Source organism: Candidatus Lariskella endosymbiont of Hedychridium roseum (genome assembly GCF_964020185.1).
GTDB lineage: Bacteria > Pseudomonadota > Alphaproteobacteria > Rickettsiales > Midichloriaceae > Lariskella.
In genome coordinates, this window is record NZ_OZ026538.1 from 228,944 (window position 1) to 249,808 (window position 20,865).

Consider the following 20,865-nt stretch of genomic DNA (forward strand, 5'->3'; position numbering starts at 1 on the left):
TTATGAGCGAAGCATCCACATGTCGAACTGGCTTAAATAAGTCAGCATTAGCTTTTACATCCTGACAACTTTGAGACGCTAGAGCAATACTTCAGGCTGTAATGAATCAAAAAGTAGAACAATTTCACTACTTGATGCATAATGTACTATGCAAGCGGCTATAGTATGCCGTTTTTCAGTGCTTATACAATATATTCTTATGTGGTGCTAAAAGATGAGTGATTTTTCAGAATTCAACAGACTAGATCTATCTAATCAATATCTTGGAGATGAAGGAGTAAAAGAAAAACTAGCTCAAGCTTTAAAGAATAATTCTGCTATTACAGAGTTATTTTTATCTAAAAACAATATTGGTCCTAAGGGAGCAAAAGCAATCGCTGAGGTTTTGAAAGATAATATTGGTGTGAAAATTTTAATGCTTGGTGTGAACAACATTGGTGACGAAGGAGCAAAGGCAATAGCTGAGGCATTAAAATACAATACTTTTCTTTCTATAACGGCGTTGGACCTATCTAAAAACAACATTGGTCATGAGGGAGCAAAAGCAATAGCTGAAGCTGTGAAAAATAATATTGATATTGGCGAGTTGTTTCTTAGTTTGAACAATATTGGCGAGTTGTTTCTTAGTTTGAACAATATTGGCGAGTTGTTTCTTAGTTTGAACAATATTGGCGAGTTGTTTCTTAGTTTGAACAATATTGGCGAGTTGTTTCTTAGTTTGAACAATATTGGCGAGTTGTTTCTTAGTTTGAACAATATTGGCGAGTTGTTTCTTAGTTTGAACAATATTGGCGATGAAGGAGCAAAAGCCGTAGCTAGTGCATCGAAATATAATTCCAACATAGTATGAATATTTTTCGCTGCTTGCAATATGAGCTACGATGGAGCAAAAGCAGTAGTGGAGATTGTGAAAGGCACTTCCATTCATGAGTTAGCTCTACCTTATAATAATCTTAATACTGAAGAAAAGGAGTTAATATCCCAAGCTTTACTAGATAATAATATTACTCAAGAATCTTATATCCTAAATGATGAAGAAGAATTATTACTAGCTGAAGTGTTGCAATCTTATAGTGCTATAAAGGAATCAAATATATCTCATAACAATGTTATAGATGAAAGATCAGAAGAGGCGGATCAGACTTTGCAAGATCACTTACTGGATGCATTTAATAGCGGATCTGTTATTGAGCATAGTAATACAAATGATGCTCTCCACAGCTCTGAACTCTAAGCTGAATCTTTTGTTAGCTTTGTTGGATAAATAACCTCAGTTCGATATAAGAGTTAAGTTTATTATTTTATGGCCAACTAACTATAAAATAATTATAGAGAACAGTTCATCAATTGAGCAATTTTTAGACGAAAATCTAATGAATACGCCATCTTTTTAACATTTCCTTTTTCCTTCTTTTATAACTATTTTATAGTTAGTTGGCTATATTTTTCCATGCTGCTGGTTTGTTTGTTTTTAAAGTATAAGCAATGATTCCAGCAAATAGGTTTGCTAAGAAATTAGTTGTGGATCTATGCTTTGTGTGCTGTATATGACAGATATTCTTCAGTTATCTTATAGCTGTTTCAATAAAGTTACGCTTGTTTCAAAAGTCCGTCCGCTAAAAATTTATTTGCGTAGCAAATAAATTTTTGTGGAGAAGTTAAATGTGCCAAAATTAGCACAAGACTTAGCACTGCCCTAATTTTTGTATATATTATTACTCATGTACCTAAGCAAACACTGCTTTCACAAAAGCCGTAAGTTTTTTTGGTCTTTTATAACATTTTCTTATGGATTTAAAACGCTACTTTAACACTCGGAGCACCATTTCATGCGCACTTTCGAGACTTTTGGCGCGCGCAAAACGACCTAATCCTATTGCTACATATCAAACGATAAACAGTATCAGCACCTACATCAAACACAATAGCCGCTTCCTCGCGATAATATAAGATATGACCTTCTTTCTTAAATCTATCGAATAATATATTAATACTTTTTATATCTTAATATATCATTTATTAATCAATTGGGAAAATACTATAAAGTATGACTTCATATGTACATAAGTTAAACACACACTATATTTATGAAATAATGTTATAGCTTAACTTTCTTCACACTTAGAAATTAGTTCATCCAAGTTTTCTGGTGGCCAAGAAGGAATATCCATACCAAAACGCAAATGCATTGAAGCCAAAACCTCTTTTATTTCATTGAGTGATTTTCTTCCGAAATTTGGAGTTTGCAGCATAGCCGCTTCACTTCTAGTCACTAGATCGCCTATATATTTTATACAAGCACTTTTGAGACAATTAGCCGAACGCACAGTCAATTCAAGGTCCGCAACTTTACGCAATAGTATAGGATCGAAAGGAAGAGCTGATTCTTCTGGCTCTTTCAGTTGTTCTACTTCTGTGAAGTTAACAAAGATTTGCAATTGATCTTGCATGATCTTAGCAGCCAGCGCAAGAGCAGTATCTGGCGTTAGTGTACCATTTGTTTCGATAGTTAGAAATAGTCTATCAAATTCGGTTTTTGCTCCAACACGACTGTTTTCAACTTTATAAGCAACACGGCGTACAGGAGAAAATATAGCATCTATGGGTATTAAACCGATCACAACCTTGTCATCTTCCAGCTGCTCAGATGCAGTAACATAGCCTTTTCCAACAGCAATTATAAGCTCCATATTAAGTGTAGCATTACTGTCCAAATGACATATTACAAAATCAGGGTTCATGATTTCCATATCATCAACCACTTTTATCATTCCAGCAGTCACAACAGCAGGACCAGTGGCAGAAAGTGTCACTCTTTTATTTTGATAACCATGATATCTTATAAAAACAGACTTTAGGTTTAGAACGATTTCTGTAACATCTTCTCTTACTCCAGGGATAGTCGAAAACTCATGGCTGACACCTTCAATTTGAACAGCAGCTATTGCTGCTCCCTGCAATGAAGATAACATAATCCTACGTAGCGTATTACCAAGCGTAACGCCGAAACCTCTCTCGAGTGGTTCGACACGAAATACAGCAGTATTTTGATCTATACTATTTAAAAAATACTCAGCAGGCCTAACCAACGATGTCCAGTTGGTAGATAAGACTTTATTAGCTTTTTCCACTTTCCCCTCTTTGCAAGTTATTTATATTCATTTGCGTGTTCATATCGTGTAACGGTGTAAAAACACTCCGAAAGCAACTAGAGCTAAGGCTATGATGGAATAAGCTAAAAGATAAGTATCACAGCTGAGCAATACAGTTCCACTTCCATCATTATAAGCTAGACACTTAAATGAAATTTCCACAACACACCATCAATCAAGACAAATACACAACAGGACTTACATAAAGAGAATGCATAAGGTAGTTAAGTATAACCTCAACTATACAAATTATATCTAACAATAAACAGAAACATGTAATTATGAGTTACAAATTCTGTCAAAATGCTTCTCAAATAGTAAGCTTATAGATAATAAGGCGTTCCATAAACTAAGACTCAAAGTACAATCACTCATCTAGAATTTGAGTGATTAAACCCTACGCCTTTTTGGAGGTCTACAACCGTTATGTGGAACAGGTGTTATATCTTTTATCGCTGTAATGTTAAGTCCAGCTGCAGCCAAAGCACGTACAGCAGATTCTCTACCAGCACCAGGTCCCTTCATCTTAACTGAAACAGTCTTGAGCCCAAATTCCATAGCAGCTTTCGCAGCCTTCTCAGCTGTAACCTGCGCAGCATAAGGTGTGGACTTTCTAGAACCTTTAAAACCACTATTCCCAGCAGACGCCCAAGCCAAAACATCTCCATAAGAATCAGTTATACTAACTATGGTGTTATTAAAAGTAGCTGACACGCAAGCAACCCCGACAGCAACATTTTTTTTCTTTTTATTATTTGATTTCATAACTGCCATAAATTACTACTTAGTCACCTTTTTTTTGCCAGCTATTGCAATAGCTTTACCTTTTCTAGTTCTAGCATTAGTATGAGTTCTTTGCCCTCTTACTGGCAATTTTCTAACATGTCTCATCCCTCTATAACATTTCATGTCAATCAGGTTTTTTATGTTTACAGAGACCTCACGCCTCAAATCACCCTCAACAACATAAGCAGAATCTATTACTTCTCTTAATCTACTGACTTCATCCTCAGATAGACTATGTACTCTCTTACTAAAGTCCACATTGGCCTTACTGCATATATTAAGAGCAGAAAACCGACCTATTCCATATATATATGTCAGCGCAATCTCTACCCTTTTACTAGCTGGAATATTTACACCCGCAATACGCGCCACTCTAACACCTCACTCTTCGCATTCTAGAATAAAATTAAACAACCACAACGCAAGCCTCTCGCAACTGCAAAAATACAAGAAGCAAAAGAGAATGGACAAAAGAATGCTGCCGCCTCTAAATACCTGCCTGTAGCAAAGCACTAAAGGTGGATTAAACCAAGGCTATAATAAAACAGCTCAGCAACCCCAATCCTCCAACAGTCCACAATAGTATTAAATTTTACACAAAAGTCAACATCACTTTTGATATCCTATCAACTATAGACCTAAAAACTTGCTCCATACTCAGTGCACCATTCACTCTTATAAACCCTGGATGTTTCGAGTAAAAATCGACAACAGGTGCTGTTTTCTCGCGATATGCTACGAAACGCCTATGAACTGCATCATCATCGTCGTCAGGTCTATGTACAAATTCACGTGAACCACAACTAGGACAAATATTTTCTTCTTCATCTTTGAAGAATAAAGTGTTGTAAACAGACTTGCACTGCGCGCACAATATTCTTCCTCGTAGCCTATTTCTTAAGTCATCTTCTGTCATATCAATAAAGATGACGTATACGTCATCTTTATGTAGCCGCTTTAATATATCATCAAGCGCAACAGCTTGTGATACAGTACGAGGAAACCCATCAATAATGAATCCATTACCACAATCTTTTTGGATAAGCCTTTCTTTTACTATCTGTTCCACTATGTAGTCATCAACTAAGTGTCCAGATTCTATCACACTTTTAACCTTTGTACCAAGCTCAGTATTTGAATCCACAGCTTGCCTTAACATCTCACCGGTAGACAATGATACGAGTCCATAATGCTCTGCAAGCATTGCCGCTTGTGTTCCCTTCCCTACTCCGGGAGCACCTAAAAGAATGAACCGCATACATCTACACTCTTTTAATCATTTTATTATTCTTCAGTAATCCATGATATTGATTGCTGATAATATGTGTTTGTACATTAGTAAAAAGCTCTATGACAACATTCACTACAATCAAAAGGCTAGTGCCGCTTAGGTAAAATGGGACTGAATATCTGGACATAATAAGTTCCGGTATTATACAAACACAAGCTATGTAACCGGCACCTATAACAGTTATTCTGGTTAGAACATGATCTAAGTAGTCAGCAGTATTCTTGCCAGGCCTTCTACCAAGTATCACAGCCCCAGCTTTCTTCAAGTTATCAGCAGTCTCTACAGGATTAAAAACTATAGATGTATAGAAAAAGCAGAAGAATACTATACAAGCTAAGTATAGAAGCATGTATAAGATTTTACCATGCACCATGTTGCTTGCTATGAACTGGTGGATGGCGCTATCATTATTATAGCCTAAAAAACTAATGATAGTCGTTGGAAATAGAAGTATAGCGCTTGCAAATATTGGAGAAATGACGCCAGATACATTTAGTTTCAATGGCAGATGTGTGGATTCTCCTCCGAATATCTTATTTCCCACTTGGCGCCTTGGATATTGCACAGACAACCGTCTTTGAGCTTTCTCCATGAGCACTATAAAGCCTATGATGCAGGCCATCATGACCAACAAAAGAATAAGCACAAAAACAGAAAGAGAGCCAACCTTGCCCATCTCAAAGAGCGAAACGAGTGCGGATGGCAACTCGGCAACTATCCCAGTAAATATTATGAAAGAAGCCCCATTTCCGAGGCTTTGGTGTGTTATACAATCACCAAGCCACATCACAAAGACTGTACCTGCAGTCAGTGTGATAATAGATATGAATATAAGGTAAACACTAGAAATTCCCTGGACAGACGCTCCTGCATTGCCTATTCCAACAACTACACCATATCCTTGAAAAATAGATAACAAGATAGTTAAATATCTTGTATATTGATTCACCTTTTTTCTACCAGATTCCCCTTCTTTTTTAAGGTTTGCAAGTGAGGGAGAAACAGCAGAAAGAAGTTGCATTACTATCGAAGCCGTAATATACGGCATGATGTTGAGTGCAAATATGGACATCCTGCCAAGTGCACCACCTGTAAACATATTAAACATACCAAGTATACCACCTACATGGCCGTTAAAAGTTTCAGATAATGCAGCAGAATCAACACTTGGTAGCGGTATATAAGTACCTACCCTGTATACCACAAGTATAAAAAAAACCATCAAAAACTTTTTGCCTAAAGCCCCAAGTGCACTGGACGTAGGATTTAAATTCGGTGCTAGCATCAACAAATATCAAGTAATTATTAAAAATACTAAAAAGCAAACTACAAAACAATCAGATATCATAAAACTACTTCTGTCATACTGAATATAAGAAGCAGATATAATGTTAGATCTTAAGCTATTTTGTTCCCAAAATTACAACGCTGCCACCGTTCTTTTCTATCGCTTCTAGAGCGCTCTTAGAAATAGCATGCAATTCTATCTTCATAGGTAAATTTTTGAGATCTTTACTAGCAAGCACCTTGATTTTTGTGTCATGGCCCTTAACAAGCCCAACACCTTTTAAAGATTCAAATGTCACAAAAGAAGAATCAATACGCTTATCTTCTATAAGTCTATCGATTGCAGCAAGAGTCACAACCTGATAACGCAACTTATTTAAGCTATTAAAACCACGCTTAGGAACTCTTCTATATAGTGGCATCTGCCCACCTTCGAAGCCATTTAATGCAACACCACTACGAGCTGTTTGACCCTTACCACCACGACCACAAGTTTTCCCTTTTCCAGAACCTATACCACGCCCTAGATTCTTGGACTTTTTTCTGGCACCTTTGCTGTCCTTTAAAATATTTAGCATACTTTTTCCATATTTATTTTTGATATTGATTATAGCACAGCTACTAAATGCTTAACTTTCTGTATCATCCCACGCACAGCTGCAGTATCCTGAAGTGTGGATACTTTATTGATTTTATTCAATCCAAGGCCTTTTAAGGTGGCAATTTGTGCCTGTACAGATCCTATAGAGCCTCGTATCTGCTTAACTTGTATCACTCCTTTTTTCGTCATAAAAATAAAACCTCACGTATTTATAGTCCAGGTATCAAAATATCAATTTAAAATCAGAGCTGCAAGCAGTCACAAACCTTAAAAACTTATGCGCTTAAAAGTGCACATAGCTCCAAAATTTACTCTCTCAAAGCTTTTTAAAGACAAACCATTTAACAAGTCCACCTAGACGAACGGACTAGAAAAGCTCGTAATTAGCAGACGACACAGCGATACTTAAACATAACAGAGTAAGTAATAAAATGCATCTGGCTACTCTTCATCCGAAGAAAACTCTACACCCACAGATTAAACATCATGTAAAAACAATCTGTACAATAAGTTAAACTAAGCACAAATAAGCAATAAAAACGAACTAACACAGTACGTTTGCAAAGCTTAGATTCTCCATATTATATCAGTCATCTTAAGAGACTGCTCAAAATATGCATGGCAGGCTTCGAAGCAAACTTCCTGAAGATGAATTGCAAAAGCTATAATAAGCAAGAGTAACAAAAACTAGCTTTTCAGAAAAAGCACACACGTATAACATACAAAGCCCGAGGCATATATGTGAATAGCATATCAAATACCACAAACAGCAAAACACCTAAGTGATGCCTGATAACGACGGATGACCACTCTTTATACCACAACAACACAACATATCAATCAAAAAATGGATATAGAATTTCACTATTACGTTACATATCTAGTTTATATTAAGGCAGGCTTTAACAGAAATGAGGCGGAAATAATAGCTTATGCGTCTCAATATGTGGACGACAACACTGCTCAAGCATATGTTAAAAGCCGTGGTAGCGACGTAATTATTTATAGAAGCATGATAACACAAACGCATGATATTACTCTTCCTAAAAGCATTATGCATCAAATTTATATAGCGTTTCACTTTATTCCAGGTTTTTCTTCGCAAAGTCACAGTACAGATATGCATAGAAAAGATGGAAAGAAACACCATATGATGACTGTAGCAGGAAGCGTGCCATCGAGAATATTAGACCTCTTGCATAACCTGTTCCAAACTGTGATTTGATTGTCACTAAAACATAAAAACACTCACGTGGATCATTGTTTGGTGACGTTTTGCAAAAATCTACTCTATAAGAATTTCTACCTCAGAATGAGGTTATGCAAGAGGTCTATTGATGTATTCTGCATTGCAAAGCGGTGATTTATATTGGATAGGCATTGCAACTCACGCATTTTTAGACACATGGGCACATCAAAATTTCACTGGAACTATGGATGATTTTAATGGCTTTTTAGATATCAAATCTATTATAATACCAAATATAGCATAAGTGACTAAGATACTGACAAAAGTTAGGAATTAAGATATAAAAAGTGAGTATGAAATAAAAAGCATAAAATTATGGCAAGAGCGTATCCAATAGAACTTAGGGTAAGAGTAATAGAAGCATTAGAAAATGGTGCAAGAATCACTAAAGTGAGTAAACTATTTAGAGTGAGTCGTGATACTATCTATAAGTGGAAAATTCTGCAAGATAAGCACGGTTCTTTGAAAGCAGCAAGTGGTTATCAAAAAGGTCACAGTCATAAGATCAAAAATCTAGAAGATTTTAAAGAATTTTTTGAATTAAATATTGCTATGACATCAAAAGAACTAGCAAAGAAGTGGTGTAATATATCACCTACAACGATCTTACAGGCGATAAAAAAACTTGGTTATAGCTATAAAAAAAACTCATCTTCATCCGAAAAGAGATATTCCGTTAAGACATGAATTTATTGAAAAGATAAAAACCATCACAAGAGATAAAATAGTATATCTTGATGAATCTGGAATAGAAGATAATGCTTGTAAAGGATATGGTTGTAGTATTTTAGGAGAAAGGTGCTATGGGGAAAAGGTGTATCAACATAAAACTAGAATAAGTATGATAGCTGGTCTTTGTAATTGTAATCTTATTGCTCCCGTAATATTTGAGGGTAATTGCAATAAAGAGGTCTTTGAAGCTTATATTAGGGAGATGTTAATTAAAGAATTAAAACCTGGACAAACTGTTGTTATGGATAACATTAACTTCCATAAGAATCCTAAAGTGAAAGAGTTAATTGAATCTGTGGGTTGTTACACATTATTTTTACCAACTTACTCTCCTGATTTAAATCCTATAGAGCATTACTGGTTTAAGATAAAAAATGAAATTAGAAAAACTATAGATTTATTTGATACTCTTTATGATGCTGTTTTTAATACAATTAAATTGTCAGCACCTTAGTCACTTATGCTATATAGGACATGCTGACGCTATGTCTGCTCCTGATGAGCTATGTAGAAAATGGTGTGATCCAAGATTAAAGAATCCTAAAATAGATAATAATAAAAGATTTTTAGAAGCTGCTTTTAGTCTATTTTCTATACTATTTGAGGTAAAGAAACCAAACATTAGTAAGCAGAATCTCATACTTGAATGGGAAATTATTGAACAAGATTTAATAACAATATGGAATACTTATCGTGCACAGAGATTTTTTAGTGCTAGAGAAAGAAGAAATAGAATTGCTGAATATTCAAAAATAGCGATCAAATATTCAGGAAGTCCAATTCTGGAATATGATAAATTCGCGTGGAAAAGAGAAGCGCTAACAAGCGTAATCGGGCAATACGTATACCGGTGGCGTGATGCAGAGCTTTATAGAACAACGCATTGGTTTTGCTTTCAGATTGCGGCTGTAAAGCAACTGGAGTTTGTCAAAAACCTTTTGCAAGCTTATAGCGCTTATCATTTACTCTATCCCTCAAAAATTGGTTTGCTGCGCAAATAAATTTTTTCGAAAAATTAAATGTACAAAAATTAGCTCTTAGATCTGCCCTGCGCTAATTTTCTGATATATTAATTTTCCTATGCTTAGCAAATACTACTTTCACAAAATCCGTAAATTTTTTTGCGCTTATTATAATATTTTCTTACGGATTTAAAACGCTATTTTGACGCTCTCAACATTATTTTATACCGCTGCTGAGACTTTTGGCGCGCTTATCATTTCATATCCAATAATACTGCTAACTATCGATGCCATATTCATGCTAAATGAACCTTTTATCATAATAACATCACCTGGCATCAAAAATTTTCTTATATCTTCTTTGGCAATTTCTGAAGATACGTAGTGTGATCCTCTTATGTTGCCTGGCAATATTCTAAACAAACTACTCATAGAATCTCCAATAGTGAAAACCTTATCTATTTTGCATTTGATGATATAGTCTAACAATGCTTCATGCATCTTGATATAGCCTGCTCCTAGCTCTCTCATATCTCCCATTACTGCTATGAGTCTATTATTGGACTTCTTGTGCTTTCCAAGCCTCGAGATAGCAGCCCTCATTGAGATGGGGTTTGCGTTGTATGACTCATCTATTACTATAATGTCGCCTTTCACTAAATGCACTTCTCCTCTTCCTTTGATTGGGGAGAATTTATGCATATTACTTACAACATTTGATATATCCCTGCCAAGTGCAAGAGCAGCTCCAAGCATCCCAAGGCTGTTCATTACAAAATGATCTCCAATAGTAGATATCTTATATTGCAGTTTCTTGCCGTGGCACATCACCTCTATATTGGTAAAGGCACGTTCTATAGAAGTTGAGATAAGTTGCAGATCGCAAAAATTTGCACTACCGAAGCTTATTACCTTGAGACCACTTGCAGCTGCATGCTTTTTTAGTCTATCGTAATACTTATTGTCTGCATTTAAAACAGCAACACCATTATCTCTTTTCATCCCAAGGAAAATCTCAGCTTTTGCGTCAGCTATTTTCTCAACTGAATCAAAAAATTCAAGATGCGCTGGACCTACTTCTGTGATAATTGCAACATCAGGCCGCGCAAGTTTTGTTAATTTTTCAATTTCACCTTTCTCACTCATGCCAATTTCGAGGATACAGCAATCGAAATTATCTGGCATGCTTGCCAAGGATAGTGGCATGCCATAATTGCCATTGAAGTTCCCAGCGTTTGCAAAGACATCAAATTTATCTTCTTGCAGAGCAATTTTCGCCATTTCTTTTGTTGAAGTTTTTCCAACACTTCCGGTAATGCCGACGACCTTCGCGCTTATAATCGAGCGCTTATGTTCGGCCATTCTGTTTAGTGCAGAAAGCGTATCTTCTACAACTATGATTTTATCAAGATTCTTTATATGGCTTTTTGCATCATTATCAACAATTGCAAATGATGCACCACGCTCGATAGCTTCATCTGCAAAAATCCCGCCATTACAATTTTCTCCAGATATACCTATGAATATATCACCGTGTTGACTTTTGCGGCTATCAATTGAGATCCCAGTAGCGCTTAGCGGCACCTTTATTTCCATAGTCAGCGCTGCACTTAAAGAAAGATTGTTCCAAATTATATCATCATACATAATTCCAAGCGCCTGTTAATGATCTGTATATAAAAAGGTAGCAAGAAACTAAACAACAAAATTCTTGCTGCTATTTAAGCGGCATGGAGGATTGTACAACAAAATTCTGATAACCACTATAAAAATTGTTACAATCATGCTATGATGGTGCCAGGCATTGTTATATGCACTACTTTCATAAGTGTATGCACGCGGATTTTTAATGGTATGACTTTTTAGAGTATAAATGAATTTCTGAGTCAAATATCATACATTAATTTGGGAAAAATTTAGGCGCAAGTGTTAATGGGTAGCATTCTTACAAGGCACTAATTTTGAAAAGTATGACGAGATATATAAAGATGTTAAGAGTTTTAGATTAGGAGAATATGGACTTTAGCGCAAAGTTGTTGAAGATACTTGAAAGATATGAACAGACAGAAGAAAAGTTGCTGAGCAGTGATAAACTCTCCTCTCAGGAATTCATTAAACTTAGCAAAGAAAGAGCGGAGTTGGATGATATAGTATCTGTCATACGTCAATATAATGATGCGAGCAACGAATATAAATCGTTATCTGAAATACTGGAGAGCGATGAATACGACCAAGAATTTAAAGGTCTAGCAAAAGAAGAAAAGTATGAGCTTCAAAGAAAAATAGATAAATTGTCTGACAAGATAAAAGTGATGCTGATACCTAAGGATATTGATGATGATAAGGATGTAATACTTGAAGTCAGGGCTGGAACTGGCGGTGAGGAAGCTGCACTGTTTGCTGCAGTACTGTTTGGGATGTATCAAAAATATGCAGAGCAGCGCAAATGGAAGTTTGAAATACTATCTTTATCCTCAACTGGTCTTGATGGGTATAAAGAAGCTTCAGCTAGTATCAGCGGTAAGGGAGTTTTTGCAAGGCTGAAATTTGAATCAGGCGTACATAGGGTGCAAAGAGTTCCAGAAACAGAGTCTAGTGGAAGAATACACACATCAGCTGCAACTGTTGCTGTGCTGCCAGAAGCTGAGGAAGTAGATCTTCAAATTGATGAAAAAGATTGTAAAATAGACGTATATAGGGCAAGTGGAGCCGGTGGTCAGCACGTTAATACTACAGACAGTGCAGTTCGGATTACACATATTCCAACTGGCTTAGTTGTATGCCAACAAGATGAGAAATCACAGCACAAAAACAAGGCTAAAGCATTCAAAATTCTCAGAGCTAGAATATATGATGCTGAAAGATCAAAGAAGGCTAGTGAGAGAGCGGCGATTAGAAAAGATCAAATAGGCAGTGGTGATCGCTCTGAGAGGATCAGGACTTATAACTATCCACAGAGTAGAGTCACAGACCACAGAATTAACCTTACGGTACATTCGTTGAATGAGATGTTAAATGAGGGGAAGTTGGATCCAATTATAGATCCATTAATTAGTGACGATTGTACCAAAAAATTAGCAGAGCTTTAGGTGTGTTGATACTTTGTATACTAGATGGTTGGGGTTATTCACAAAATGTGCAGCATAACGCAATATTTGCTGCGCATACGCCAAACTTCGACATGCTATTTAAGAGCATGCCTCATTCCTTAATAGACACAAGTGGTAAAGCAGCAGGCCTTCCTGATGGACAGTTTGGAAATTCTGAAGTCGGACATATGACAATTGGCGCAGGGAGGGTAATAAAACAAGATCTTGTGCGCATAAGTGAGTCATTTGAAAATGGATCCATTATGTTTAATCCTATGTTTCAGAATCTGCTTGCGAATTGTAAAGGTGGTAGCAATCGATGTCATCTAGTAGCTCTTATTTCAGATGGTGGTGTGCACTCTTATATAGATCATATAGTCGCGTGCGCCAGTATACTAAAAGATTCTGGAATTAACGTTTTGCTGCATGCAATCACAGATGGAAGGGATACTTCTCCTAAAAGCGCGCTTCGATATATACAAAAGCTTATAGATAATAATATCGAAATATCTACAATTTCTGGAAGATATTTTGCAATGGATCGCGATATGAGGCTCGATAGAACAGAGCGCTACTTTGGTGCAATGCTTGGAAAGGTAGACGCTCATTTTAAAGATCCGATCGAGTATATGGAGCATTGTTACGCAAATTCTCTGTATGATGAGTTTATTCCTCCTGCTATCTTGCGAGGATATAAAGGAATTTGTGATGATGATGCTTTGTTTATGGCTAATTTTAGGCCGGATAGAATGCGACAAATTGCTAAGATGCTAGCGGATACAAGAAATCCATCATTTCGTTATATGACATCTATGACTCAGTATTCAAATGAACTGGCAGAATACATAAATCCAATGTTTCTTAGAGAATCTGTACAAAACACCTTGGGTGAGGTTATAGCACGCGCAGGAAAAAGACAAATAAGAATCGCAGAGACGGAAAAATATGCGCATGTAACATACTTCCTAAACTGCGGCAGGGAAAAAGAGTATAATAATGAAGATAGAGTCTTAATTCCGTCTCCAAAAGTTGCGACTTATGATTTAGCGCCGCAAATGTCCGCAGTACAAGTCAAAGATGCGGTTGTTGAAAACATACAAAAGAATTATTATGATTTCATATGTGTGAATTTTGCAAATGCAGATATGGTAGGCCACACAGGAAATTTCGAAGCAACAAAAATTGCCTGCGAAACCATAGATAGCTGTATTGGAGAAATAATGCAAGCAGCCCAAAAATACGGGGCGCACCTGCTCATCACTGCAGATCACGGCAATGCCGAAGAGATGTTTGACAAGACTAGTAATCAGCGGCACACTGCTCACACAATGAACAAGGTTCCATTAATCTATTTTGGCAATTATAACAAATCTCTTGCAGAAGCTATTGGTGAGGAGGGGATGGTAGGAGTTGAGACGCGCAAAGAAGGCGTGTATTCTAATATGCATATGACCTTTAGCATTGATGCGATGCACCAGGCGTCATCAGAAATTGAGTTATGCAAGAAGTCTAATATAGCTTTGAAAGACGGAGAGCTCAAAGATATAGCTCCAACAGTACTGCAATTTATGGGCATAGATACGCCAAGTGGTATGACTGGAAAGAGTCTGATAGTCTCTGCTAACAAGTAATTTGAACACAAAAAATTTGAGTATTCATTATGGTAGCACTGCCATTAATTAATCGAAAAAAAACGCATTCTGTAAAAATCGGAAATGTTATTATCGGTGGTGGAAATACTATTGCTATTCAAAGCATGACAAATACTGATACTGCAGATATCTCATCTACTGTAAATCAAATTGCTGAACTTGTAGAAGCAGGTTCCGATATTGTTAGAATTACAGTGAACAATGACGAAGCTGCAAGAGCGGTTCCATATACAAAAGAGAAGCTGCATGAGTTAAATATAACTGCACCAATAGTTGGCTGCTTCCATTATAATGGGCATTACCTTCTGGAGAAATATAGCACTTGCGCAAGTGCGCTTGATAAATACAGGATAAATCCTGGGAATGTAGGCTTTGGAGCAAAACGAGATAAGCAATTTGAAAGCATCATAGAAATGGCTTTGAAATACGATAAGCCAATCAGGATTGGGGTGAATTGGGGAAGCTTAGATCAAGATCTGCTGGCAAATCTTATGGATGCTAATAATCTAAAAAATACGCCAGATCCTTCTGACTGTGTTATGCGAAGCGCGATTGTTAATTCTGCCTTAAATAGCGCTGCTCATGCAGAAAAAATCGGAATGTCTCCTAGAAAAATAGTAATTTCTGCGAAAGTCAGCAGGCTACAAGATCTAGTTGCGGTTTATACGGAGCTTGCGAAGCTATCAAGCTATGCATTGCATTTAGGTCTCACTGAAGCTGGAATGGGCACTAAAGGCACTGTTGCTACTTCTGCAGCGCTTGCAATATTACTGCAATCAGGAATAGGCGATACAGTGCGCGCTTCAATTACACCAAAGCCTGGCGAATCTAGAACGCAAGAAGTCTTGCTATGTAGAGAAATCATTCAGAGTTTAGGGCTTGGCACATTTGTTCCTGAAGTTTCTGCGTGTCCTGGATGTGGCCGTACCACTAGCACATATTTTCAACAGCTAGCATCAGATGTTGAATCGTTTCTAATTTCAATGATGCCGGAGTGGAAGACGCGTTATATAGGCGCTGAATCTCTAAAAGTAGCGGTTATGGGCTGTATAGTGAACGGTCCTGGAGAAAGCAAGCATGCAAATATAGGAATCAGTCTCCCAGGAACAGGAGAAGCACCAGTTGCACCTGTTTTCGTGGATGGATTAAAGATCGCAACTCTGAGAGGAGAGAATATAATTGTAGATTTTAAAAAAATAATCTGCGATTACGTTGATGGAAAGTTCGAGAAATTATAGCACTTGAGATAGTACGCGCCAAAAGTCTCAGGAGAGGCATGAAATAGCACTTAGAGTGTCAAAATAGCGCTTTAAATCCGTAAGAAAATGTTATAAGTCAGTGCAAAAAACTTACGGATTTTGTGAAAGTAGTGTTTTTAGGCGCAGGAGCAATTAATATATCCAAAAATTAGCAGAGGACAGATCTAAGAGCTAATTTTTGCACATTTAACTTCTCCACAAAAATTTATTTATGTCGCAAATCAATTTTTGGCGAATAGACTAATTTTGCTAAGCTGCAGAAAAGCATTAAAACAACTTATTAGAACAATTTTATCTACTAGCTGCACAAAAAAAGGAGAGTTTTCACACAAAGATAGATAAAAGTTCTTCTTGGTATTGTTTAAATATTTGTGGCATTGTAAGAGCGCACCAAAGCTTAATGGATCCGTATAGCATAAGTGACTAAGATACTGACAAAAGTTAGGAATTAAGATATAAAAAGTGAGTATGAAATAAAAAGCATAAAATTATGGCAAGAGCATATCCAATAGAACTTAGGGTAAGAGTAATAGAAGCATTAGAAAATGGTGCAAGAATCACTAAAGTGAGTAAACTATTTAGAGTGAGTCGTGATACTATCTATAAGTGGAAAATTCTGCAAGATAAGCACGGTTCTTTGAAAGCAGCAAGTGGTTATCAAAAAGGTCACAGTCATAAGATCAAAAATCTAGAAGATTTTAAAGAATTTTTTGAATTAAATATTGCTATGACATCAAAAGAACTAGCAAAGAAGTGGTGTAATATATCACCTACAACGATCTTACAGGCGATAAAAAAACTTGGTTATAGCTATAAAAAAACTCATCTTCATCCGAAAAGAGATATTCCGTTAAGACATGAATTTATTGAAAAGATAAAAACCATCACAAGAGATAAAATAGTATATCTTGATGAATCTGGAATAGAAGATAATGCTTGTAAAGGATATGGTTGTAGTATTTTAGGAGAAAGGTGCTATGGGGAAAAGGTGTATCAACATAAAACTAGAATAAGTATGATAGCTGGTCTTTGTAATTGTAATCTTATTGCTCCCGTAATATTTGAGGGTAATTGCAATAAAGAGGTCTTTGAAGCTTATATTAGGGAGATGTTAATTAAAGAATTAAAACCTGGACAAACTGTTGTTATGGATAACATTAACTTCCATAAGAATCCTAAAGTGAAAGAGTTAATTGAATCTGTGGGTTGTTACATATTATTTTTACCAACTTACTCTCCTGATTTAAATCCTATAGAGCATTACTGGTTTAAGATAAAAAATGAAATTAGAAAAACTATAGATTTATTTGATACTCTTTATGATGCTGTTTTTAATACAATTAAATTGTCAGCACCTTAGTCACTTATGCTATATAGCATTGACTCTTTCTTCGAAACGATTTTAGTGCGCCGTGTCATTCGGCCTAAATGATGTCGCGTGTTGCTATTATCTCTCTCGATACATACTGTGCCAGACTTGCCGATCGTATGACGCTTTTTTGGTAAAATTTTAGAAAAAGCATCCCAATCATCCGTATAAAAATGACATTCTTTTAGATGACTCACTTTGTCGTAGAGCTTTTGGAATGTTGCAGTATCACGATTGCCTGTAACCCATGCAACGGTTCTCCTTGTACTACGATCAACCGCTTTAATGATCCAAAGCTTGTTTTTTTTGAACCAATAAAATGCCACATCTCGTCAAATTCCATCTCCATAATATCCGAGGAGACAACTGGCTCCTGAGTCTTGCCCATCGCCTCAACTACCCAGCGATAAATTATGGACGGCGAATGCCCTAATATCTTGCCTAACATAGAAAAAGAGCCATTACCAAGACTATATAGCATAACGCATAATGCTTTCTTAACAGCTGTTTGAGGCTTCTTGCGCAGATCGCCCTCAACAAAATTTAGAAGACATGATCTGCACTTATAACGCTGTACACCCCTCACAATGCCATTTTTTACCAAGATATCAGAACCACATCCCTTACAACAAACCATAAAACCACTCTTTAGTTTTTAAAAAAGTGATCATATCATACTTCTATCTAATTGTGAAAACTCTCAAAAAAAGAATAACCAAGCCTCAAATAGCTCTTCTACTTTTGAAGACTTTTGTATCTTAATGGTAGCATAGTCTTATACTATTCATACAACCTCTTAACTTACAGCTTTGATTATAAACGCAACAAATCATCAACTATTTATTCAAGATTGAATAATGAAGAAGTTTTTAATAGTCATAGCTGTCTTTTTTTCGTATTTATATGCTAAAGAGCTTCTAGATACTCGGCCTATTCAATTTGAGCGCTATAAAGATAGTGATCAATTTGAGGCAGATCTACAAAAGAAATTTCCGCTTGGTTCTGATATGAGGGAAATGATGAAATTATTTGAGCAATCTGGTGCAAAGTGTGAAGATATATCAGGTGAAGAAGGTCTGCCAAGTGATATGAAGGAATATGATATAATCTATTGGTGCAAATATAACAGTGATTTACTTAGTTTTGATCCTCTTGGAGTATATCAAATATGGTTTATGGGTGATAAAAATTATAAATTATTGTATATTGGTGGAGTAAAAACTACAGCACTTGTTACATAACATTTTTTAAAAAGAAATAAACTATGAAATCATCAACTATTGAATTTTTTGCAAGACCAGTAGAGAGGACTTTTGGTCTGGCGCAACATCTCTATATTTTAAGTACTGATAGTCAAGGTCACAACAAGATCTTAAGAGCAGGACCGGAGAAGGATAGCGGTATGCTTACAGATGATCTAAAAGTAATTTATACTGATTATATAGAAGAAAATGAAAAAATTATTGGGAGAAGACTTGAATATAAGAAATAGGGTAAAAGTCTACACCATCACAGGAACAGATGAAGAAATCCAGGGCAAGATGGAGAAGATGTGGGAGATTGGCCGGCAGATTAATTCAGGTAATTATGACTATAAACTTCCGATACCAGGATGTCCTAATTCGATTTGTCATGTTCAAAATAGCAATACGGCTGCAAATTTATTGGCCAAAGCTGCCAATATTGATTTAAAGCCTGAGCTAGAGAAAAAGGATCTATGGGCGCCTGGTATAGATGGGAGTCTAGATCATACAAATGTAGATAAATTTGTTCATAGCGCTATAGACACCCTTAAAGAAATGCAAAATAAGATTTCTAATAATTTAAGTGGCTTAGGTGGTTTTATTAAGCAAAGTAAAGAGAGGCTGGAGCAGTTTAGTTTTAATAAAAGCAAGCACTATTTAGCAGGAGAAAATGTAAAGTTTGATCAATTAATGAAGGATTTAAATCTAGGTCTTGTCTTAAATACAGGTAAATCTTACAAGTATATGATGTATGGGTCTTCTCCTATTGGCGCTAAATATTAGGCATTGCTAACTAAAGATAGATATCAGCAAGTCTTTATTAAAAAGCATTAGGATAGAGTTATAGATCATATCTATGGCCTTACTGTAACGTTTGGTTTTACGATGAAACCTGGCTAAATAGTGCCGTATTAATGAGTTGAATGATTCCACTAAAGACGTTTCTGCCTTAGTAGAATAGTGTTTTTTAGCAATCCTAAATTTTTCATAAACGTCGTAATGGTCACTGCATGATATCTCTATCTCGTAGCTACTTTGTAATCGCATGGCAATCGGAAGATAGGATGCAAAATCCCTGACAATGCTCACTTCAAAATCAACAACTTTATTTCTGTCCCTATCAACAGCAAGCCAAATGTAGACTTTGTTAGTTTTTTTTGGCAATAACTAAAAAGCTCATCCAGCTCAATAATTGAGATTTGCTTGGCATCCTCAGGTATCGTAACATCATTCAGCCTTTGTTTTAGAAGCTTTGAGAATTTTCTAATCCACTTTATTATAACCTCAGTTCGATATAAGAGCTAAGTTTATTATTTTATTTTTCCATGAGACTGCTGGTTTATTTGGTTTTAAAGTATAAGCAGTTATTCCAGCAAATAAGTTAGCTAAGAAATTAGTTGTTGATCTATGCCTTGTGTGCTGTATATGACAGATATTCTTCAGTTGTCCTATAGCTGTTTCAATAAAGTTACGCTTGTTTAAAAAGGATTTTTGAGCTTCAGAATATAGCTTTTCTTTCATGTTTTTCTTAAGTCTAGTAATTAGCTCTAAACCTTGAGCACGTAGCTTTTTAGCTATGTTCTTGCATATATATCCACGATCTCCAAACAGCCATCCTTTCAAGTTGCGTGCAAGATTCTCTACAACTGCTCTATCATCTTTATTACCAGGTGTTATTGATATATTAATAATTTCACCACAATCATTCATGATAATATGCAATTTAAATCCAAAGAACCAACCAGTTGATGTTTTCCCACGTTTTGCTATATCTTTGAAAACTTTGTGTCTTCTTATGCGCATATTATGACAAACCTCAAGCTTTGTTGAATCAATATAGTATTTACCAGTCTTACTTCCAGATAAAGAGCGTAGCATAACCATCTGTGGCACAACAGCATGCTTCATAAGCTCAACAAATCTATTGTAACTCACTAATCTTGGAAATTCCGACGCATAGTGTATGCTTAGACAGTCTTTATAAAAATCTTTAAATGTTCGATAATGACTAAGTTGGAACATCACAAGTATTGTAATGATCTCTGATAAGCTCAGCATGTATTGCCTATGTCTTAATCTTCTCTCACTGCATAAACCTCGATTCTGCAATTGCTCTTCAAATAGCTTGCAAAAGTCATCTATATAACAGTATAGCTCTAATAAGGGAACCATGGTATATCCTCAAAATGTAG

Annotated in this window: 25 protein-coding genes and 1 pseudogene; 13 read left to right on the forward strand and 13 right to left on the reverse strand. The window is 36.1% G+C overall.

Features of this window, described 5'->3' with window-relative positions; all coding sequences use genetic code 11:
• Window positions 1-214 precede the first annotated feature (214 nt).
• Entirely contained in the window at window positions 215-850 is a 636-nt protein-coding gene (locus AACK98_RS01165; protein ID WP_339041663.1) for a hypothetical protein, read from the forward strand.
• Between the two features lie 21 nt (window positions 851-871).
• Window positions 872-1,234 (forward strand): hypothetical protein, encoded by a 363-nt coding sequence (locus AACK98_RS01170; RefSeq protein WP_339041665.1) that lies wholly within the window; start codon window positions 872-874, stop codon window positions 1,232-1,234.
• Window positions 1,235-1,430: 196 nt separating this feature from the next.
• On the opposite strand, the pseudogene AACK98_RS01175 reads toward AACK98_RS01170, so the two are convergent.
• From AACK98_RS01175 to rpmD, 8 genes and pseudogenes are all read right to left on the reverse strand, one after another.
• Window positions 1,431-1,598: pseudogene (locus AACK98_RS01175) on the reverse strand (IS982 family transposase); the annotation flags it as partial.
• Window positions 1,599-2,105: 507 nt separating this feature from the next.
• Complete coding sequence (locus AACK98_RS01180) at window positions 2,106-3,131, reverse strand: DNA-directed RNA polymerase subunit alpha (RefSeq protein WP_339041667.1); 1,026 nt, start codon at window positions 3,129-3,131, stop codon at window positions 2,106-2,108.
• A 411-nt stretch (window positions 3,132-3,542) separates the two neighbouring features.
• Window positions 3,543-3,917: a 30S ribosomal protein S11 gene (rpsK, locus tag AACK98_RS01185; RefSeq protein ID WP_410520006.1), complete on the reverse strand. Its 375-nt coding sequence runs from the start codon at window positions 3,915-3,917 to the stop codon at window positions 3,543-3,545.
• A 15-nt stretch (window positions 3,918-3,932) separates the two neighbouring features.
• Window positions 3,933-4,310: a 30S ribosomal protein S13 gene (gene rpsM, locus AACK98_RS01190; protein ID WP_339041671.1), complete on the reverse strand. Its 378-nt coding sequence runs from the start codon at window positions 4,308-4,310 to the stop codon at window positions 3,933-3,935.
• 220 nt (window positions 4,311-4,530) lie between these two features.
• On the reverse strand, window positions 4,531-5,196 hold the full coding sequence (locus AACK98_RS01195; RefSeq protein ID WP_339041673.1) for an adenylate kinase: 666 nt from the start codon (window positions 5,194-5,196) through the stop codon (window positions 4,531-4,533).
• Between the two features lie 4 nt (window positions 5,197-5,200).
• Window positions 5,201-6,514, reverse strand: a complete 1,314-nt coding sequence (gene secY, locus AACK98_RS01200; protein ID WP_410519906.1) for a preprotein translocase subunit SecY — start codon at window positions 6,512-6,514, stop codon at window positions 5,201-5,203.
• A 118-nt stretch (window positions 6,515-6,632) separates the two neighbouring features.
• On the reverse strand, window positions 6,633-7,094 hold the full coding sequence (gene rplO, locus AACK98_RS01205; RefSeq protein WP_339041677.1) for a 50S ribosomal protein L15: 462 nt from the start codon (window positions 7,092-7,094) through the stop codon (window positions 6,633-6,635).
• 29 nt (window positions 7,095-7,123) lie between these two features.
• Window positions 7,124-7,306 carry a 50S ribosomal protein L30 gene (gene rpmD, locus AACK98_RS01210; protein WP_339041679.1) on the reverse strand — a complete coding sequence of 61 codons (183 nt, stop codon included), beginning with the start codon at window positions 7,304-7,306 and terminating at the stop codon, window positions 7,124-7,126.
• 658 nt (window positions 7,307-7,964) lie between these two features.
• On the opposite strand from rpmD, the gene AACK98_RS01215 reads away from it, so the two are divergent.
• The 4 genes from AACK98_RS01215 (at window position 7,965) to AACK98_RS01230 (ending at window position 10,099) form a co-directional block, all read left to right on the forward strand.
• Window positions 7,965-8,342, forward strand: coding sequence for a DUF6765 family protein (locus AACK98_RS01215; protein WP_339041681.1), 378 nt, complete (start codon window positions 7,965-7,967; stop codon window positions 8,340-8,342).
• Window positions 8,343-8,466: 124 nt separating this feature from the next.
• The gene (locus tag AACK98_RS01220) at window positions 8,467-8,610 is read left to right on the forward strand and encodes a DUF6765 family protein (RefSeq protein WP_339041683.1); all 144 of its coding nucleotides are present in this window, start codon (window positions 8,467-8,469) and stop codon (window positions 8,608-8,610) included.
• A 71-nt stretch (window positions 8,611-8,681) separates the two neighbouring features.
• Window positions 8,682-9,552, forward strand: a protein-coding gene (locus AACK98_RS01225) for an IS630 family transposase (RefSeq protein ID WP_339041707.1) whose coding sequence is annotated in 2 segments (ribosomal slippage) — window positions 8,682-9,005 and window positions 9,007-9,552 — 870 coding nt in all. Because the reading frame shifts where the segments join, the coding sequence is not laid out codon by codon here.
• Window positions 9,553-9,583: 31 nt separating this feature from the next.
• Window positions 9,584-10,099, forward strand: coding sequence for a DUF6765 family protein (locus tag AACK98_RS01230; protein WP_339041709.1), 516 nt, complete (start codon window positions 9,584-9,586; stop codon window positions 10,097-10,099).
• 183 nt (window positions 10,100-10,282) lie between these two features.
• On the opposite strand, the gene AACK98_RS01235 is transcribed toward AACK98_RS01230, so the two are convergent.
• The gene (locus AACK98_RS01235) at window positions 10,283-11,707 is read right to left on the reverse strand and encodes a UDP-N-acetylmuramoyl-tripeptide--D-alanyl-D-alanine ligase (RefSeq protein ID WP_339041711.1); all 1,425 of its coding nucleotides are present in this window, start codon (window positions 11,705-11,707) and stop codon (window positions 10,283-10,285) included.
• A gap of 368 nt (window positions 11,708-12,075) precedes the next feature.
• Here AACK98_RS01235 and prfA point away from each other — a divergent pair, with 368 nt between their 5' ends.
• The 4 genes from prfA to AACK98_RS01255 all read left to right on the forward strand — a co-directional run bounded on the left by prfA (window position 12,076) and on the right by AACK98_RS01255 (window position 17,420).
• Window positions 12,076-13,149: a peptide chain release factor 1 gene (gene prfA / locus AACK98_RS01240; RefSeq protein WP_339041713.1), complete on the forward strand. Its 1,074-nt coding sequence runs from the start codon at window positions 12,076-12,078 to the stop codon at window positions 13,147-13,149.
• Window positions 13,150-13,154: 5 nt separating this feature from the next.
• Window positions 13,155-14,780 carry a 2,3-bisphosphoglycerate-independent phosphoglycerate mutase gene (gene gpmI, locus AACK98_RS01245; protein ID WP_339041715.1) on the forward strand — a complete coding sequence of 542 codons (1,626 nt, stop codon included), beginning with the start codon at window positions 13,155-13,157 and terminating at the stop codon, window positions 14,778-14,780.
• A gap of 29 nt (window positions 14,781-14,809) precedes the next feature.
• Entirely contained in the window at window positions 14,810-16,039 is a 1,230-nt protein-coding gene (gene ispG, locus AACK98_RS01250; protein WP_339041717.1) for a flavodoxin-dependent (E)-4-hydroxy-3-methylbut-2-enyl-diphosphate synthase, read from the forward strand.
• Window positions 16,040-16,550: 511 nt separating this feature from the next.
• A complete protein-coding gene (locus tag AACK98_RS01255) occupies window positions 16,551-17,420 on the forward strand; it encodes an IS630 family transposase (RefSeq protein WP_339040258.1) in 870 nt (289 codons plus the stop codon).
• Here AACK98_RS01255 and AACK98_RS01260 read toward each other — a convergent pair.
• Both AACK98_RS01260 and AACK98_RS01265 read right to left on the reverse strand, forming a co-directional pair.
• A complete protein-coding gene (locus tag AACK98_RS01260) occupies window positions 17,417-17,719 on the reverse strand; it encodes an IS1 family transposase (protein ID WP_339042498.1) in 303 nt (100 codons plus the stop codon). The genes AACK98_RS01255 and AACK98_RS01260 overlap by 4 nt on opposite strands.
• Complete coding sequence (locus AACK98_RS01265; protein ID WP_339041718.1) at window positions 17,623-18,066, reverse strand: hypothetical protein; 444 nt, start codon at window positions 18,064-18,066, stop codon at window positions 17,623-17,625. The genes AACK98_RS01260 and AACK98_RS01265 overlap by 97 nt, the downstream gene beginning before the upstream one ends.
• Before the next feature lie 220 nt (window positions 18,067-18,286).
• Here AACK98_RS01265 and AACK98_RS01270 point away from each other — a divergent pair, with 220 nt between their 5' ends.
• The 3 genes from AACK98_RS01270 to AACK98_RS01280 are packed head-to-tail and all read left to right on the forward strand — an operon-like array spanning window position 18,287 to window position 19,456.
• Entirely contained in the window at window positions 18,287-18,670 is a 384-nt protein-coding gene (locus AACK98_RS01270; RefSeq protein WP_339041720.1) for a hypothetical protein, read from the forward strand.
• 23 nt (window positions 18,671-18,693) lie between these two features.
• Window positions 18,694-18,921, forward strand: a complete 228-nt coding sequence (locus tag AACK98_RS01275) for a hypothetical protein (protein ID WP_339041722.1) — start codon at window positions 18,694-18,696, stop codon at window positions 18,919-18,921.
• On the forward strand, window positions 18,881-19,456 hold the full coding sequence (locus AACK98_RS01280) for a hypothetical protein (RefSeq protein WP_339041724.1): 576 nt from the start codon (window positions 18,881-18,883) through the stop codon (window positions 19,454-19,456). Before AACK98_RS01275 ends, AACK98_RS01280 begins: the two co-directional genes overlap by 41 nt.
• A gap of 6 nt (window positions 19,457-19,462) precedes the next feature.
• Here AACK98_RS01280 and AACK98_RS01285 read toward each other — a convergent pair whose 3' ends face one another.
• Both AACK98_RS01285 and AACK98_RS01290 read right to left on the reverse strand, forming a co-directional pair.
• Window positions 19,463-19,837 (reverse strand): IS1 family transposase, encoded by a 375-nt coding sequence (locus tag AACK98_RS01285; RefSeq protein WP_339040222.1) that lies wholly within the window; start codon window positions 19,835-19,837, stop codon window positions 19,463-19,465.
• Between the two features lie 120 nt (window positions 19,838-19,957).
• Complete coding sequence (locus tag AACK98_RS01290) at window positions 19,958-20,845, reverse strand: IS982 family transposase (protein WP_339041725.1); 888 nt, start codon at window positions 20,843-20,845, stop codon at window positions 19,958-19,960.
• Window positions 20,846-20,865 lie beyond the last annotated feature (20 nt).

What these genes read in the sequence shown, in the direction of transcription:
- rplO (WP_339041677.1), bottom strand. Translation starts at nt 7,094, where the DNA reads ATGCTAAATATTTTAAAGGACAGCAAAGGTGCCAGAAAAAAGTCCAAG.
- AACK98_RS01265 (WP_339041718.1), bottom strand. Translation starts at nt 18,066, where the DNA reads ATGGTTTGTTGTAAGGGATGTGGTTCTGATATCTTGGTAAAAAATGGC.
- rpsK (WP_410520006.1), bottom strand. Translation starts at nt 3,917, where the DNA reads ATGAAATCAAATAATAAAAAGAAAAAAAATGTTGCTGTCGGGGTTGCT.
- AACK98_RS01275 (WP_339041722.1), top strand. Translation starts at nt 18,694, where the DNA reads ATGAAATCATCAACTATTGAATTTTTTGCAAGACCAGTAGAGAGGACT.
- AACK98_RS01280 (WP_339041724.1), top strand. Translation starts at nt 18,881, where the DNA reads ATGAAAAAATTATTGGGAGAAGACTTGAATATAAGAAATAGGGTAAAA.
- AACK98_RS01215 (WP_339041681.1), top strand. Translation starts at nt 7,965, where the DNA reads ATGGATATAGAATTTCACTATTACGTTACATATCTAGTTTATATTAAG.
- prfA (WP_339041713.1), top strand. Translation starts at nt 12,076, where the DNA reads ATGGACTTTAGCGCAAAGTTGTTGAAGATACTTGAAAGATATGAACAG.
- secY (WP_410519906.1), bottom strand. Translation starts at nt 6,514, where the DNA reads ATGCTAGCACCGAATTTAAATCCTACGTCCAGTGCACTTGGGGCTTTA.
- AACK98_RS01270 (WP_339041720.1), top strand. Translation starts at nt 18,287, where the DNA reads ATGAAGAAGTTTTTAATAGTCATAGCTGTCTTTTTTTCGTATTTATAT.
- AACK98_RS01230 (WP_339041709.1), top strand. Translation starts at nt 9,584, where the DNA reads ATGTCTGCTCCTGATGAGCTATGTAGAAAATGGTGTGATCCAAGATTA.
- ispG (WP_339041717.1), top strand. Translation starts at nt 14,810, where the DNA reads ATGGTAGCACTGCCATTAATTAATCGAAAAAAAACGCATTCTGTAAAA.
- rpmD (WP_339041679.1), bottom strand. Translation starts at nt 7,306, where the DNA reads ATGACGAAAAAAGGAGTGATACAAGTTAAGCAGATACGAGGCTCTATA.
- AACK98_RS01290 (WP_339041725.1), bottom strand. Translation starts at nt 20,845, where the DNA reads ATGGTTCCCTTATTAGAGCTATACTGTTATATAGATGACTTTTGCAAG.
- AACK98_RS01195 (WP_339041673.1), bottom strand. Translation starts at nt 5,196, where the DNA reads ATGCGGTTCATTCTTTTAGGTGCTCCCGGAGTAGGGAAGGGAACACAA.
- AACK98_RS01165 (WP_339041663.1), top strand. Translation starts at nt 215, where the DNA reads ATGAGTGATTTTTCAGAATTCAACAGACTAGATCTATCTAATCAATAT.
- AACK98_RS01170 (WP_339041665.1), top strand. Translation starts at nt 872, where the DNA reads ATGAGCTACGATGGAGCAAAAGCAGTAGTGGAGATTGTGAAAGGCACT.
- AACK98_RS01255 (WP_339040258.1), top strand. Translation starts at nt 16,551, where the DNA reads ATGGCAAGAGCATATCCAATAGAACTTAGGGTAAGAGTAATAGAAGCA.
- AACK98_RS01235 (WP_339041711.1), bottom strand. Translation starts at nt 11,707, where the DNA reads ATGTATGATGATATAATTTGGAACAATCTTTCTTTAAGTGCAGCGCTG.